Here is a 14,846-nt window from a genome sequence, read left to right on the forward strand (position 1 = left end):
GTGGCCGGAGGCGCGTGTTCGCACGCGGCGGCCGATCATGCCGCCGCAAGCGTGCTCGCACGCACCGCCCTGCGCCCGGCCGCCACGGGTGGGTGGCATCACGCACCCTACGGCCATCTTCCGTGCCGGATTTCCCGGTGAACCGTGGAAAACGGCCACTCCTCGGGCGTCTCCGCCACTCCGTGCTTCACCGGGTTGATGTGGCAATACCGGATGAACGCGAACGTAGGGTGCGTGCTCGCACGCACTGCCCGCCCACGCCCACACCCTCCCCCGCAGGTGCGTGAGATCACGCACCCTACGCCCAACGCCCCGACCGCCTCTCGCGATGCAGCGACGAATACGGCCAATCCTCGGGCGTCGTTACCAATCCGTGCTTCACCGGGTTGATATGGCAATACGAAATCAGCCCCGCCCGATCCTCCTCGTCCCGGACGTGATGCTCCCAGAACCGGCGCTGCCATATCGCGCGCTCGCCACGCGCGATGTCGCTCGACCGGCGTGGCCCGGCGGGCAAGCCGCGCGAGAAGCGCGTCTTGATCAGCCGCCAGCGGGTCGAGAAGTCCGCCTCGCCCGCGGGCAGCGTCCAGACGGCGTGGAGATGGTCGGGCAGCACCACCCAGGCGTCGATGCGGAAGGGGCGCTCTGCCCTTGTCTTGCGCACCGCATCGCGCAGACGGTCGATTTCGCTCACGAGACGGTCATCGCCCCGCTCTCGCAGTGAGACGGTGAAAAAGATCGTGGCGCCGGGAACGCGGGGACGCTTGTAGTTCGGCATGGGCTCTGCATGGCCCACCCAGGTTTAACGGAGAATGAAGATCGGTGCGTGAGATCACGCACCCTACGCCACCCTACGCCACGCCCGGCTCCTTCCCGGCCGGTTTCGCCGGCGTCTCGGGCTTCGGGGTCGCAGGCGGGCGGGGGGTCTTTCGGGCGTCGACGAAATCGTTGTAGCCCATGGGGCTGTCCTTCCCTGCCGGGGCGGGATGCGCCGGTGCCCTCCGATGACAGAGTTGACGCCGCGTGACAATCGCCCGCGTGCAGGCCGCTTCCGATCCCCCTTGCCATCCCGCCCCGAACCTGTCATACGGCGTGGGCTAACGTTACTCCTCTCGACCAGCTGTCTCCCTTACCGGCGCTCAGTTCATCGATACGGACGACTGACGCCAGGCTGCCGCATGCTGCGGGCAGCATACAAGCAAGGAGACCACGGACATGGCCAATGGCACCGTGAAATGGTTCAACACCACCAAAGGCTTCGGCTTCATCCAGCCCGAGACGGGCGGCAAGGACGTCTTCGTCCATATTTCCGCCGTCGAGCGGGCGGGCCTGACCGGCCTCGCCGATGACCAGAAGGTGACCTTCGACATCGAGACCGGCCGCGACGGCCGCGAGTCCGCGTCGAACCTCGCCCTCGCCTGAGCCGACAACATCCCGGCATCAAGGGGCGCGGCGGGGTGATCCGCCGCGCCCTTTTTCTTGCGCCGACCGGGGCCCCCGGGGAATACTGGCGCCATGACGATGACCGCGATCCTCACCAACTGCCCCGACGAGGCCACCGCCGACGCCATCGCAGAGGGGCTGATCCTCTCCCGCCTCGTGGCCTGCGCGAACCGCTACGCGCCGATCCGCTCGCTCTTTCACTGGCAGGGCGCGGTCGCGCGGGAGACCGAGGTGCCGCTCCTCCTGAAGACGCGGCCCGCGCTCGCCGACCGGGCCGAGGCGGAAATCCGGCGCCTGCACCCCTACGACTGCCCGCCGATCCTGCGCATCGCGATGGAGGCGAACGCGGATTTCCTCGACTGGATCCGCGAAGAGACGCCGGGCTGACGGTCACCGGGCGGCTCTGCGCGGGGCAGCGACGCACGGCTGACCGGGCCCCTCGGGCGGGCGATGCGGACCCGGGCGCGGGGCTCCGGCGTTGATTCTGCGAACGGCGATGCCACTATACCGTCACCACTGTCCCAGACCGGAGAGCCCGCCATGATCGATCGCCGCACCCTTATCGCCGCTGCCGCGGGCGCCGCCGCGCTGCCCGGTGCCGCGGTCGCACAGGCCGCGCAGCTGCCGCAGCGGCTGCGCCCGCAGCGCGTCTCGATGCGCGGAACGACCCGCACGCCCTACCTGATCGTGCTGCCGCGCAGCCATTTCCTCTATTTCGTGGACCGCCCCGGCGAGGCGCTGCGCTACGGCGTCGGCGTGGGCCGCGCGGGGCTGGAGTTCACCGGGGACGCGGTGATCGAGGTCAAGAAGGAATGGCCCACCTGGCGGCCGACCGACGAGATGATCGAGCGCGACCCGGACGAATACGAGGACTTCAAGGACAACGACGAGGTTCAGCCGGGCGGGCCGGACAACCCGCTCGGCGCGCGGGCGCTCTATCTTTTCCGGAACGGGCGCGACACCTACTACCGGATCCACGGCACCAACGCGCCCGAAACGATCGGTCAGTCGGTCTCGAACGGCTGCATCCGGATGCTCAACGAGGATGTCATCGATCTTTACGAGCGCGTGCCGGTGGGAACGCCGGTGACCGTGCGGCTCTGACTGCCGGGCTTTCGCCCGCCGGGCGTCTCACTTTCGCCATACTCGATTCGTTAACCTGTCGGTGTGAGGGTGCAGACGAAGTTCGGAAAGGCAGTGCAGATGGCATTCGCAGGAATTCTTCTCGGCGTCGCCGGCGGCCTCCTCGCGGCGGTCGCGGCATTGGTGTTCGGCGCCGGCTGGGCGGTTGCTCTGGCGCTTTACGTGCTCGGCGGCAGCGCGCTGGCATTCGGCCTGACGACGATGGCGGCGCTGGGCGTGATACCACGCGCCCGCGGCCTCGATACGGCGGCCCAACGCGCCGGATACTGACAGCGGCAGAGGGCGTGACTTCGGCGGCCCGGATCATGTAGCGTTCGACCGATGGCCCGTGTCGGGCCCTGGGGCGCCGCCTTGAACGAGTATGACCTTCTGGTGATCGGGGCCGGCCCCGCGGGTGCCGCAGCGGCGCTTCGGGGGGCTGCGCAGGGGCTGCGGGTCGCGCTCGTGGACCGCCACGCCTTCCCGCGCAACAAGCTCTGCGGCGGCGGGGTGACGGGACGCGCGCGCCGCGAGGCCGCGGCCCTGCTGGGCGGCACGCCGCCCGACGCGCTGATGGAGCCGCGCGGGCACTTCGAGTTCTACGCCGACGGTGCGCCACTGGGCCGGATCGAGGGTGTGCCGCCGGTCTGGATGACGACGCGGGTCGCCTTCGACGCGCATCTGGTGGAGGCCGCCCTCGACGCCGGTGCCGCGGATTTCACCGGGCGCCCCGTCGCCGAGATCGACCCGGACGTCCCGGCGGCGACGCTGCGCGACGGCACGCGGCTCACCGCGCCGCTGATGGTCGGGGCGGACGGCGCGACCGGTGTGGTGGCGCGGGCGCTCCACGGCGCACCGCCCGATCCCGAACGCCTCGGCTTCGCGCTCGAGATCGAAGCGCCCCCTGCGCCCGATGCTGGTGCGGACGCCCCCGTGCGCATCGATTTCGGTGCGGCGGCATGGGGCTACGGGTGGAGCTTTCCGAAGTCCGGCAGCACGACCGTCGGCGTCGGCGGCGTGCACGCGCGCAACCCGTCGATGAAGGCGGCGATGCGGGACTATCTCGCACTCCTCGACATCGCGGACGAAGAGGCGCGTCTGCAGGGCGCCTTCCTGCCCTTCGGCCACTTCCACCGGCGCCCGGGCCGCGGCGGGGTAATGCTCGCCGGCGATGCGGCGGGGCTCGTCGACCCGATGACGGGCGAGGGCATCGGCCACGCGCTCGCCAGCGGGCGCATGGCCGCGGAGGCGGCCGCGCAGGCGCTCTGCGGGGGGCACCCGCATCGGGCGTTGCGCCACTACGGGAAAGCGCTGCGCCCGATGCACCGCTCGCTGCGCTACGCGATCTTTCTGCGCCATCTCGTCTACGGCACGCGGCTGCGCGACGGGTTCATCTCGGCCTTCCGGAGGTCGGGCCGGCTGCGTTACGACTACATGCGGATGCTCGGCGGGGAACTCGAATACGACGACATCGCACGGCGGGCGCTCGCCCGGCTTCCCGGGCTCGCGGCCCGCGCGACAGCGGCGCGGCTGCGCCCGGCGCGGAGTTGAACGCGCGTCAGCCGAGGCGCGCGGCCCAGCTTTCGATATCGCCCGCACGCAACGCGCCGCTCTGGCGCGCGCGTTCGCGCCCGCCCGCCCATCCGACCATCGTCGGAATGCCGCGGATGCCGTGTTTCGCGCCGGCCTCGGGGAAGTCCTGCGTGTTGAGCTTGACCAGCCGCGCGCGCCCCGTCAGCGCCTGCGCCGCCTTGTCGTACTCGGGCGCCATCATCCGGCAGGGCCCGCACCACGGCGCCCAGAAATCCACCACGAGCGGAAGATCGTCCGTGCGCGCGGCCTTGGCGAGGGTCTTCGGATCGACCTCGACCGGCTTCGCGGGAATCAGGGCCGCGCCGCAGGTCCCGCATTTCGGGCCGGCGCCCAGCCGCTCGGCCGGAACCCGGTTCACCTGACCGCAGTCGAGGCAGGTGATCTTCTTCGCCGCGCTCATGGCGTGTCTCCGCTCCTACATATTCGGGTTTCGATATATGGAGACCCCGACGACGGGTGCAAGCCCGGCGTGACGTAGCGGCACTTCGAAAAACTTTTGCGTGGTCGGTATCGTCGGCTAGGCTCATCATGGTCCGGGTCGCGCAGGGAGGAGGCGCGCCGGGCGCAAGGGAGGACCGGAGCCGGGCAGAAGACCCGGCCCGGACAGGGAGTGAAAAACCATATGCTGAGCGTCAGCGACCTTCACCTGTCCTTCGGCGGCATCAGGGCGCTGCAGGGTGTGAGCTTCGAGGCGACGCCGGGCGGCATCACGGGCGTGATCGGGCCGAACGGCGCGGGCAAGACCAGCCTCTTCAATGCGATCTCGGGGTTCTACACCCCCGACCAGGGACGCGTCACCTTCGAGGGCCGGGATATCACGGGGCTGTCGCCGGACCGGCGCGCGGCTCTGGGCATCGCGCGCACCTTCCAGAACATCGCGCTCTTCCGCGGCATGACGGTGCTCGACAACATCAAGCTCGGCGGTCACACGCGGCTCGGCGCCAACCTGTGGCAGGCGCTCGCCTATTTCGGCCCGGCACGGCGCGAGGAGCTCGCCTTCCGGGCCGAGATCGAGGAGCGGGTGATCGACTTTCTCGAGATCGACCACATCCGCAAGGCGCCGATAACCGCCCTGCCCTACGGGCTGCAGAAGCGGGTCGAGCTCGGCCGCGCGCTGGCCATGCAGCCCAAGGTTCTCATGCTGGACGAGCCGGTGGCCGGCATGAACCGCGAGGAGACCGCCGACATGGCGCGCTTCATCCTCGACGTTCAGGAGGAGTTCGGCACCACGATCCTGCTCGTCGAGCACGACATGGGGCTGGTGATGGACATCTGCGCGCACATCGTCGTGCTGAACTTCGGCCAGCAGATCGCCGCCGGCACGCCCGCCGAGGTGAGCGGCAACGACGAGGTGATCGAGGCCTATCTGGGCGCCGCGGCCTGAGGGAGGAAAGATGGGGCAGTTCCTGCAATTCGCGATCAACGGGCTGATGTCGGGCGCGATCTACGCGCTGATCGCGGTGGGCATCGTCTCGGTGTTCAAGGCGACCAAGGTCGTCAATTTCGCCCATGGCTACGTCATCATGGTGGGCGCGTATTTCTACTACACCTTCGCGGTGCTGGTGCCGGGCATGGACTGGGCGCCCGCGTGGCTCGCCTCCTGGCAGCCCGCGTGGCTGACGGCGATGCGCGCAGAGCTGCCCGTGATGTCGCCCATGGGGCCGGTGCTCGACTGGGTGCAGAACCTGCCGCGCATCCTCTTCGGGCTCGCGGGCGCGGTGCTCGCCAACGCGGCGCTCGGCCTCGTGATCGAGCGGACCCTGATGCGGCCGCTGATGGGGCAGTCGGTCTTCGCGATGATCATGATCACGGTGGGGCTTATCTCCATCCTCGCGGGCGCGGTGCAGCTCGTCTGGACGGCGGACGCGGATTTCGTGCCGCATATCGCCCCCAACGCCCCGGTGCGCTTCGACGTGGGCGAGACGACGATCTTCCTCTTCGGCGCCGACATCGTGAACATGATCGTCGCGCTCCTGATCTTCGGAGCGATCGTGGCGATGGTGCGCTTCACCAAGTCGGGCGTGGCGATCCGTGCCACGGCGGAGGACCAGTCCACCGCCTACAGCATGGGGATTTCCGTTCCGAAGGTGTTCTCGCGCGCCTGGATGCTCGCCGCGGCGACCGGCGCGGTCGCGGGCGCCATTCTCGCCACGCGCAACGGGATCTCGCCCTCGCTCGGGCTCTTCGGCTTCTCGGTGCTGGCCATCGTGCTGATGGGCGGGCTCGATTCCTACGTCGGCGTGTTCATCGCGGCGCTCGCCGTCGGCATCCTCGAGGCGCTGACGCAATGGCAGCTCGGCGGCGACTGGGCCGAGATCGTTCCTTACGTCGCTGTGCTCATCGTGATCCTGATCCGGCCGCACGGCCTCTTCGGGCAGAAGGAGGTCGAGCGGATATGATCACCGGCAATCTCAAGGCGAGCTATGCCGCCGACGAGCGCGTCTTCGACAACCCCAACAAGCGGGCCTTCTTCTACGCCTCCCTGCTCGCGCTGGCGGGGATGGCGGCGTTCGCCAACGACTACGTGATCCTCGTCGCCTGCCAGATGGGCATCCTCCTGATCGCGGTGACCGGCGTGAACGTGGTCACGGGCTACACCGGGCTCATCTCGCTCGGGCACGCGGCCTTCGTCGCGGTGGGGGCCTACACGGTGACGATCTTCCACACGGCCTTCGCCGGGACGATCCCCGACGGGATGATGGCGCTGATCGCGATTCCCCTCGCGGTCGCGGTCAGCACGCTCGTCGGGATAATCGTCGGGCTGCCCGCACTCCGGGTGAAGGGGCTCTACCTCGCCGTCGCGACGCTCTCGGCGAATTTCATCGTGATCTTCCTGATCGAACAGGAGGCCTTCGCGCGCTGGACGGGCGGCATGGTGGGCATCGACACGCCGGTGCCGAACCTGCTCGGCTGGCAGCTCGACACCAAGCGCGAGATGTTCGTCCTGATCGCGGCCCTCGGCGTGATCACGCTGCTGGCGGTGCAGAACCTCTTTCGCACGCGGGTCGGGCGGGCCTTCATCGCGATCCGCGACCGGGACTATTCGGCCGAGATCATGGGCATCTCGCTCTTGCGCTACAAGCTGACGAGCTTCGCGATCTCCGCCGCGCTCTGCGGGCTCTCGGGCGCGCTCTTCGCCTATTTCTACGCGCGCATCCTGCCCGAGCAGTTCGAGCTCGCCCTCTCGCTGGAACTGGTCGCGGCGATGATCGTGGGCGGCATGGGGCGCACGATGGGGCCGGTCTTCGGCGTTCTGGTGATCGTCATGGTCCCCGAGGTGATCAAGTCGATCTTCGGCGTCGCCACCGGCGGCGTGGCGGGTGTGGCACAGCTCCTCGCGCCGCTGCAGGAGATCGCCTTCGGCCTGCTGATCGTGCTGTTCCTGCTCTTCGAGCCCTTGGGACTCAACCACATGGCCGACCGGGCGCTGCGCGCGCTCAACCGCTGGCCCTTCGCCCGCTGAACGCGGGCCAATGACAAGACACCGCGAGACAACCCAGGGAGAGAGACGCATGACACTGACGAGACGCAGCTTCCTCGCCACCGGCGCGGCCGCCTCGGCCGCGATCGGCACGCCGATGATCGTGAAGGCGCAGCCCAGCGAATACGTGTTCGGCTCGTCGCTGCCGATGACCGGCCCCTTCGCCACCGCGGGCCAGCTCGTGGCGCCGGCGCTCAAGATGTTCGAGGACCTCGCCAACGAGGACGGCGGCATCGGCGGGGTGCCGATCCGCACGACGGCGGAGGATTCGGGCTACGTGCCGCAGAACGCGCTCGCCAACTACCAGCGCGCGCTCGCCACCGAGGAGAACCTCGTCTACTACTACGGCGACAGCACCGGCTTCATGAAGCTGGTCGCGCCCGAGCTGAAGGGCGAGAACGCGCGGCTGATGGGCTCGACCTCCTTCGCCTCGGAGCTCGCCAACCCGGAGAAGAACCCCTACCAGTACCTCGCGGGGCCCTCCTACGAGGACCAGTTCGACATCCTCCTGCAGAACATCGCCAACCAGGGCGGCTCGACGGTCGCCTTCATCTATTCCAACACCGAGTTCGGGCGCGACCCGCTCGAGCGCGGGCGGGCCAGGGCCGAGGAGCTCGGCATCGAGGTGGTGCTCGAGGAGAGCACCAAGGCACAGGGGGCCGACGTGCCCACCCATGTCACCAAGCTCGCCCAGTCGAACGCCGAGTACTGCATCCTGCAGGGCTACGTCACCGGCGTCTGGCCGCAGCTGATCGGCGGCGCGCGGCAGTTCGGGCTGCCGACGAAGTTCATGGGCACCTTCTGGGGCATGGAGAAGCTGATCGCCGACCGGGTGACGGCCGAGTCCGGCCCCTTCCTCGACGGCTACCTCGGCGTGATGCCCTACCGCTATTCCTACGACGCCGAGAACGCGCCGCGCTACGCGCGCTACGCGGAGTATCAGAAGACGGCCTTCGCGGGCACGCCGCTCGAGACCTACATGCCCACATGGGGGCTGCAGTCGCTCTGCGCGATGGAACTCGGCCTGATGGCGCTCAGGCAGGTCCACGACGAGGGCAAGGAACTCACCGCCGAGAACGCCGCCGAGGCGCTGGCCTCCATCCAGGACTGGGACTCGGGCGGCTTCTTCGGCGTGCCGGTCAGCATGGAAGGCAACAAGATCGGCACCGGCCGGGTCTACGAGTACTCGGCCGAGACGAACCTGTTCACGCCCGCCTCGGACTGGTTCACCGTCTGACGCCGCGAAGCCCCGGGCCGTCCCGGCCCGGGGCTGCCTCCGGCGGGGATATTTGGACCAAGAAGAAGGGCGGGACGCGTGCTGACCATCGAGAACGTCGAGGTGACCTATCACCATGTGGTGCAGGCCCTGCGGGGCCTCTCGCTCGAGGTGCCGGAGGGCCGGATCGTCACCCTTCTGGGCACCAACGGGGCGGGCAAGACGACGACGCTCAAGGCCGCCTCGAACCTCCTGGGGCTCGAGAACGGCGAGGTGGGCGAGGGGCGCGTGCTCTTCCGCGGGCAGGACATCCGCGGGATCGCGCCGGACCGGCTGGTACAGGAAGGGCTGTTTCACGTGCGCGAGGGGCGCCGCATCTTCGCGGAGATGACCGTCGAGGACAACCTGATCGCGGCGAGCTACGCCCTCGACCGCCGCGACGCGAAGGCCGATTACGACAAGGTCTGGGACTTCTTCCCGGTGCTCCGCGAACGGCGCAGGCAGGTCGCGGGCTATCTCTCGGGGGGCGAGCAGCAGATGCTCGCCTTCGGCCGGGCGATGATCGCGCGGCCGCGGCTCATCCTGATGGACGAACCCTCGCTCGGGCTTGCGCCGAAAGTGGTGGAGGAGATCTTCGCCACGATCCGGCGGCTCAACGCGGAGGACGGGGTGACGATCCTCGTGGTCGAGCAGAACGCCGGCGTCGCGTTTTCGGTCGCGGACTACGGCTACGTGATGGAGCACGGGCAGATCGTGATGGAGGGTCCGGTCGAGACCCTGCGCGACGATCCGGACATCCGGAGCTTCTACCTCGGCGTCGCGGGCGAGGGGGCGGCGCGGCAGAGCTTCCGGGACGTGAAACACTACAAGCGCCGCAAGCGCTGGCTGAGCTGAGGAGAGCGCCATGGCACGGACCTTCCGCACGCAGGTGGACATGATCGCGGGCCACGCCGCGAGCGCCCCCGACCGGGTGGCGATGCGCCAGAAGGAGCACGGCATCTGGCAGGAGCTCACCTGGGCCGGGCTGGAGGAGGTGGCGCGCGCGCTCGCCGCCGGGCTGATCGACCTCGGCATGGACCACGGCGCGCATTGCGGCATCCTCTCCGAGAACCGGCAGGAATGGGTGCTGGCGCAGTTCGGGATCGCGGCGGCGGGCGGCGTGGTCGTGGGCATGTATCCCACGAGCCCGGCGGCCGAGATCGAGCATCTGGTGAACGCCTCGGACACCGAGATCCTCTTCGTCGAGGATCAGGAGCAGCTCGACAAGATCCTCGAGCTGCGCGGACAGCTGCCGAAGCTGCGCCGGCTCGTCGTCTTCGACCCGCGCGGCACCGCCGGCGTGGAGGACTACGGCCTTCTGAGCTTCGAGACCCTCATGGCGCGCGGTCGCGCCGTGCTCGCCGCGCAGGAGGGCGAGATCGCGCGGCGGCAGGGGCTGGTGAAGGCCGGGGACACGGCGATGATGGTCTTCACCTCGGGCTCCACCGGGCTGCCCAAGGCGGCGATGATCAGCCATGCCAACCTCTCCGCCGCCGCCGACTACGCGCGCCAGATCTTCAGTGACTTCGCGCCGGGGACCAATATCCTGAGCTACCTGCCGCTCTGTCACATCGCCGAGCAGAACGTGACGGTGACCAATGCGCTCGCCGGGCAGATGGTGATGAACTTCGGCGAGAGCCTGCGCACCATCCGGCTCGACCTGCGCGACGTGGCGCCGGAGATCTTCTTCGGCGTGCCGCGCATCTGGGAGAAGACGCAGGCCGAGATCGGCGTGCAGGCGGCGACGGCCGGGCGGCTGCGCCGGCCGATGACGCTCAAGGCGCTCGCGGTGGCGCAGGACCTCGGTGCGAAGCGGCGCGACCGCTGGAGCCTCGGCGACCGGCTGCGCTGGCGGCTCTGGGACCTGCTGATCTACCGCCACATCCGCGCCTACCTCGGGCTCTCGCGCTGCCGCTTCGCGGTGACCGCCGCGGCGCCCATCTCGGAGGATCTGCTCGCCTTCGTGCGCGGCATCGGCATCAACGCGCGCGAGGCCTGGGGCATGTCGGAGACCACGGGCGCCGCGAGCATCCAGCCCGACTGGGGCTGTTCGGACGGGCGCGTGGGCCATTTCGTCGAGGGCGTCGAGCACCGGATCGCGCCGGACGGGGAACTCCTCGTGCGCGGGCCGATCGTCTTCAAGGGGTACTACAGGAACGAGGAGGCCACCGCCGGGACGCTCAGCGAGGACGGCTGGCTGCACACCGGCGACGTGGCCGAGCACGCGCCCGACGGCTCGATCACGCTGGTGGATCGCAAGAAGGACATCATGATCAACGCGGCCGGCAAGAACCTCTCGCCCTCGCTGATCGAGAACGTCATGAAGGCGAGCCCCTACATCAAGGAGTGCATCGTCATCGCCGACCGGCGCCAGTACGTCACCGCGCTCGTGCAGATCGACATGGACACGGTGCGGATCTGGGCCGAGAACCGGCGCATCGCCTACACCACCTTCCGCTCGCTCGCGGAGAACCCGGAGGTGAAGGCGCTGATCGACGCGGAGGTGGAGCGGCTGAACGGCAAGCTCGCCCGCGTCGAGCAGGTCAAGAAGGTCTGGCTCCTGCCCAAGGAGCTCGACCACGACGACGGGGAGGTGACGGCGACGATGAAGGTGCGCCGCGCGAAGATCCACCAGACCTACGGCGACCGGATCGAGGCGCTCTACGCCTGAGGCTCAGGGCAGGAGCACCGCGTCGACCGGGCGGCGCGGGGTGGCCGCTGGCGGGCCGTCAGGCTGGCCGAGGCGCAGGACGCCCTGCGGCTGCCCCGCGTCCCGCACCAGCCTCTGTACGCGGGGGCGCAGCGCGGCGACCTGCAGCGGCTGGTTGAGATAGCCCGCCTGAAGGCCCGCCTCCGCCGCGACAAGGAGGACGCGCGCGAGGGCCATGCCGGCCCGAAGCCAGTCGCGCGGCGTGTCGCCCTCGGTGCCGAGCACGGCGAGGCACGGCGCGGCGCGCGCGCGGTCTGCGTCCTGCGCGCCGATGCGGTCGCCCATGTCGAAATGGCGCACCGCGAAACGCGCCACGGGCACCGCCGCCCCCGGCATCGCGAGCCCGTCGCCCATGCGACGCGGGTGCATCCACATGGCCAGTTCGCGGCGCCAGCGCGGATCGGCCCATTGCGTCGCGTCGCCCTCCGCGACGAGATCGGCGAGCGCGGCGCGCAGCGAGTCGCTGTCGACCGGGGCGAGATGCGCGCCCTCGGCCTCGGCCGCGGCCTCGAGCCTCTCCACGATCTCCGCATCGACCGACGCCGCCGCGAAATCGCCGCGATGGGTGTGGCGCGCCGCGATCGCCGGCGCGAGCGCGGCGCGCGCGGGGTCGGCCGCTCCGCCGAACGCGACCGTGGCGAGCAGGTCGCTGTCCTCGCCCTCGGGCAGGAGCGTCACCTCCGTGCCGGCGCCCTGCGCCGCCGCCGCGACGCGCAGGGTCATGAGCGCCGCGCCGCAGCTCATCGTGAGCTCCCGGTCCTCCGGGTCGTTCACCGGGAGCGCCCGCGTCCGGTCGGCGTAGAGGCGCAGCCCCCCGTCCGCCCGCTCGAAGAGCCAGGGCTGCGTGTTGTGGCTCGACGGCGCGCGCACGGCCTGCGCCACCGCTGCGTCGATGTCGATCGGCATGGGCTCCCTCCGTCGTCCGGTCCGCGTGTGCCATCTCGCAGGCGCGCGGCGGGTGCACATTGACGCAGGGCAAAGACGGTCAGAGCGGCGGGATGTCGCCCTCGGCGCGGCGGGCGTGAAACGCGGCTTCCCAGGCGGCGAAGCCGCCCTCGGCGATCGCCGCGCGCATCCCCGCCATGAGATCCTGATAATACTGAAGGTTGTGCCAGGTCAGCAGCATCGCCGAGAGGATCTCGCCCGAGCGGAAGAGGTGGTGGAGATAGGCGCGCGAATAGCTCCGGCAGGCCGGACAGGCGCAGTCCGCGTCCAGCGGGCGCGGGTCGTCCTGATGGCGCGCGTTCTTCAGGTTGACCGCGCCGCGCGGCGTGAAGGCCTGCCCGGTCCGGCCCGACCGGGTGGGCAGCACGCAATCCATCATGTCGATCCCGCGCTTCACCGCGCCGACGATGTCGTCGGGCTTGCCCACCCCCATCAGGTAGCGCGGGCGGTCCGCCGGCAGCATCGCGGGCGCGTAGTCGAGAACGCCGAACATCGCCTCCTGCCCCTCGCCCACGGCGAGGCCGCCGACGGCGTAGCCGTCGAAGCCGATGGCCTTGAGCGCCTCGGCCGACTCTTCGCGCAGGTCGCGCTCGAGCCCGCCCTGCTGGATGCCGAAGAGCGCATGGCCCGGCCGGTCGCCGAAGGCCGCGCGCGAGCGCGCCGCCCAGCGCATCGAAAGCTGCATCGACTCCGCGATCCGCGCGCGGTCGGCCGGCAGCGCCGGGCACTCGTCGAAGCACATCACGATGTCGGAGCCGAGACAGCGCTGGATCTCCATCGAGCGCTCCGGCGTGAGCTCGTGGCGCGATCCGTCGATGTGGCTCCTGAAGGTGACGCCGCGCTCGGTGAGCTTGCGCAGGTCGGCGAGGCTCATCACCTGGAAGCCGCCCGAGTCCGTGAGGATCGGCCGCTCCCAGTTCATGAAGCGGTGCAGCCCGCCGAGGCGCGCGATGCGCTCGGCCGTGGGGCGCAGCATCAGGTGGTAGGTGTTGCCGAGCAGGATGTCGGCGCCCGTCTCCGCGACGCTCTCGGGGCGCATGGCCTTCACGGTGGCGGCCGTGCCCACCGGCATGAAGGCCGGCGTGCGGATCGCGCCGCGGGGCGTGTCGATCCGGCCGAGCCGGGCCGCGCCGTCGGTCGCCAGGCACTCGAAGGAGACGCGCGTGGTCATGGTCCGCTCCCTTGCGCCATTCGCCCGCGCGGTGCAAGCGCGGGCCGACCGGCCGCACAGCCCGCGCCCCTTTCCCTTGCACCGGGCCGGAATATGTTGCAGCACGAAGCGCGCGGCAGAGAGGAAAGACAGAACGACATGGCGGACGGCGGCATCGACATCGACGCGAAACCCACCGAGGACATCTCGGTCCGAGACGTTTTCGGCATCGACACCGACATGGTGGTGAAGGGCTTCGCCGAGCGCACCGACCGCGTGCCGGAGGCCGATCCCACCTACAAGTTCGACCCGGACACCACGCTCGCCATTCTCGCGGGCTTCGCGCACAACCGCCGGGTGATGGTTCAGGGCTACCACGGGACGGGCAAGTCCACCCACATCGAGCAGGTGGCGGCGCGGCTGAACTGGCCCACCGTGCGCGTCAACCTCGACAGCCACATCAGCCGCATCGACCTGATCGGCAAGGACGCGATCAAGCTGCGCGACGGCAAGCAGGTCACCGAGTTCCAGGAGGGCATCCTGCCCTGGGCGCTCCGGAACCCCGCGGCGATCGTCTTCGACGAATACGACGCGGGCCGCGCCGACGTGATGTTCGTGATCCAGCGCGTGCTGGAGGCCGACGGCAAGCTGACGCTTCTCGATCAGAACGAGGTCATCACGCCGAACAGGCACTTCCGCCTCTTCGCCACGGCGAACACCGTGGGCCTCGGCGACACGACGGGCCTTTACCACGGCACGCAGCAGATCAACCAGGGCCAGATGGACCGCTGGAGCCTCGTGGCGACGCTGAACTACCTCTCCATCGACGCCGAGGTGTCGATCGTCCTGTCCAAGGCGCCGCACTACAACACCGAGCACGGGCGCAAGACCGTCAAGCAGATGGTCACCGTGGCCGACCTGACGCGCACGGCCTTCATGAACGGCGACCTCTCCACCGTGATGAGCCCGCGCACCGTGATCGCCTGGGCGCAGAACGCCGAGATCTTCCGCGACGTGGGCTATGCCTTCCGCGTGAGCTTCCTCAACAAGTGCGACGAGCTGGAGCGCCAGACGGTGGCCGAGTTCTATCAGCGCTGCTTCAACGAGGAACTGCCCGAGAGCGCGGCGAACACCAGCCTGAGCTGAA

The 14,846-nt window shown here is 69.7% G+C and carries 16 protein-coding genes; 12 read left to right on the top strand and 4 right to left on the bottom strand.

Going from position 1 to position 14,846, the window contains the following annotated elements; translation table 11 throughout:
• Positions 1-298: 298 nt before the first annotated feature.
• Entirely contained in the window at positions 299-778 is a 480-nt protein-coding gene (locus tag ACESL7_RS05305) for an REP-associated tyrosine transposase (protein ID WP_411289488.1), read from the bottom strand.
• 437 nt (positions 779-1,215) lie between these two features.
• Between ACESL7_RS05305 and ACESL7_RS05310 the strand changes: the two genes are divergently transcribed.
• The 5 genes from ACESL7_RS05310 (at position 1,216) to ACESL7_RS05330 (ending at position 4,116) form a co-directional block, all read left to right on the top strand.
• The gene (locus tag ACESL7_RS05310) at positions 1,216-1,422 is read left to right on the top strand and encodes a cold-shock protein (protein WP_372892179.1); all 207 of its coding nucleotides are present in this window, start codon (positions 1,216-1,218) and stop codon (positions 1,420-1,422) included.
• Between the two features lie 93 nt (positions 1,423-1,515).
• Positions 1,516-1,830 carry a divalent-cation tolerance protein CutA gene (gene cutA / locus ACESL7_RS05315; RefSeq protein WP_372892181.1) on the top strand — a complete coding sequence of 105 codons (315 nt, stop codon included), beginning with the start codon at positions 1,516-1,518 and terminating at the stop codon, positions 1,828-1,830.
• A gap of 153 nt (positions 1,831-1,983) precedes the next feature.
• Positions 1,984-2,547, top strand: coding sequence for a L,D-transpeptidase (locus ACESL7_RS05320; RefSeq protein ID WP_372892183.1), 564 nt, complete (start codon positions 1,984-1,986; stop codon positions 2,545-2,547).
• Positions 2,548-2,646: 99 nt separating this feature from the next.
• Positions 2,647-2,856: a hypothetical protein gene (locus ACESL7_RS05325; RefSeq protein WP_372892185.1), complete on the top strand. Its 210-nt coding sequence runs from the start codon at positions 2,647-2,649 to the stop codon at positions 2,854-2,856.
• A gap of 51 nt (positions 2,857-2,907) precedes the next feature.
• Entirely contained in the window at positions 2,908-4,116 is a 1,209-nt protein-coding gene (locus ACESL7_RS05330; protein WP_372892187.1) for a geranylgeranyl reductase family protein, read from the top strand.
• Positions 4,117-4,123: 7 nt separating this feature from the next.
• Here the strand turns inward: ACESL7_RS05330 and ACESL7_RS05335 are convergent, their stop codons facing one another.
• Positions 4,124-4,558 carry a thioredoxin domain-containing protein gene (locus tag ACESL7_RS05335; RefSeq protein WP_372892189.1) on the bottom strand — a complete coding sequence of 145 codons (435 nt, stop codon included), beginning with the start codon at positions 4,556-4,558 and terminating at the stop codon, positions 4,124-4,126.
• Between the two features lie 222 nt (positions 4,559-4,780).
• On the opposite strand from ACESL7_RS05335, the gene ACESL7_RS05340 reads away from it, so the two are divergent.
• The 6 genes from ACESL7_RS05340 to ACESL7_RS05365 all read left to right on the top strand — a co-directional run bounded on the left by ACESL7_RS05340 (position 4,781) and on the right by ACESL7_RS05365 (position 11,565).
• Positions 4,781-5,542 carry an ABC transporter ATP-binding protein gene (locus ACESL7_RS05340; protein WP_372892191.1) on the top strand — a complete coding sequence of 254 codons (762 nt, stop codon included), beginning with the start codon at positions 4,781-4,783 and terminating at the stop codon, positions 5,540-5,542.
• A 10-nt stretch (positions 5,543-5,552) separates the two neighbouring features.
• Positions 5,553-6,557 (top strand): branched-chain amino acid ABC transporter permease, encoded by a 1,005-nt coding sequence (locus ACESL7_RS05345; protein ID WP_372892193.1) that lies wholly within the window; start codon positions 5,553-5,555, stop codon positions 6,555-6,557.
• Positions 6,554-7,621, top strand: coding sequence for a branched-chain amino acid ABC transporter permease (locus ACESL7_RS05350; protein WP_372892195.1), 1,068 nt, complete (start codon positions 6,554-6,556; stop codon positions 7,619-7,621). Before ACESL7_RS05345 ends, ACESL7_RS05350 begins: the two co-directional genes overlap by 4 nt.
• Positions 7,622-7,670: 49 nt before the next feature.
• Positions 7,671-8,876: an ABC transporter substrate-binding protein gene (locus ACESL7_RS05355; RefSeq protein ID WP_372892197.1), complete on the top strand. Its 1,206-nt coding sequence runs from the start codon at positions 7,671-7,673 to the stop codon at positions 8,874-8,876.
• A 78-nt stretch (positions 8,877-8,954) separates the two neighbouring features.
• On the top strand, positions 8,955-9,749 hold the full coding sequence (locus ACESL7_RS05360) for an ABC transporter ATP-binding protein (protein ID WP_372892199.1): 795 nt from the start codon (positions 8,955-8,957) through the stop codon (positions 9,747-9,749).
• A 10-nt stretch (positions 9,750-9,759) separates the two neighbouring features.
• Positions 9,760-11,565 (top strand): AMP-dependent synthetase/ligase, encoded by a 1,806-nt coding sequence (locus ACESL7_RS05365; RefSeq protein ID WP_372892201.1) that lies wholly within the window; start codon positions 9,760-9,762, stop codon positions 11,563-11,565.
• Between the two features lie 3 nt (positions 11,566-11,568).
• Here ACESL7_RS05365 and ACESL7_RS05370 read toward each other — a convergent pair whose 3' ends face one another.
• Positions 11,569-12,510 (bottom strand): Acg family FMN-binding oxidoreductase, encoded by a 942-nt coding sequence (locus tag ACESL7_RS05370; protein ID WP_372892203.1) that lies wholly within the window; start codon positions 12,508-12,510, stop codon positions 11,569-11,571.
• A 79-nt stretch (positions 12,511-12,589) separates the two neighbouring features.
• Positions 12,590-13,720: a tRNA guanosine(34) transglycosylase Tgt gene (gene tgt, locus ACESL7_RS05375; protein WP_372892204.1), complete on the bottom strand. Its 1,131-nt coding sequence runs from the start codon at positions 13,718-13,720 to the stop codon at positions 12,590-12,592.
• A 138-nt stretch (positions 13,721-13,858) separates the two neighbouring features.
• Here tgt and cobS point away from each other — a divergent pair, with 138 nt between their 5' ends.
• Entirely contained in the window at positions 13,859-14,845 is a 987-nt protein-coding gene (gene cobS / locus ACESL7_RS05380; protein WP_372892206.1) for a cobaltochelatase subunit CobS, read from the top strand.
• Position 14,846 lies beyond the last annotated feature (1 nt).

The organism is Rhodosalinus sp., from assembly GCF_041685465.1.
Taxonomy (GTDB): domain Bacteria; phylum Pseudomonadota; class Alphaproteobacteria; order Rhodobacterales; family Rhodobacteraceae; genus Rhodosalinus.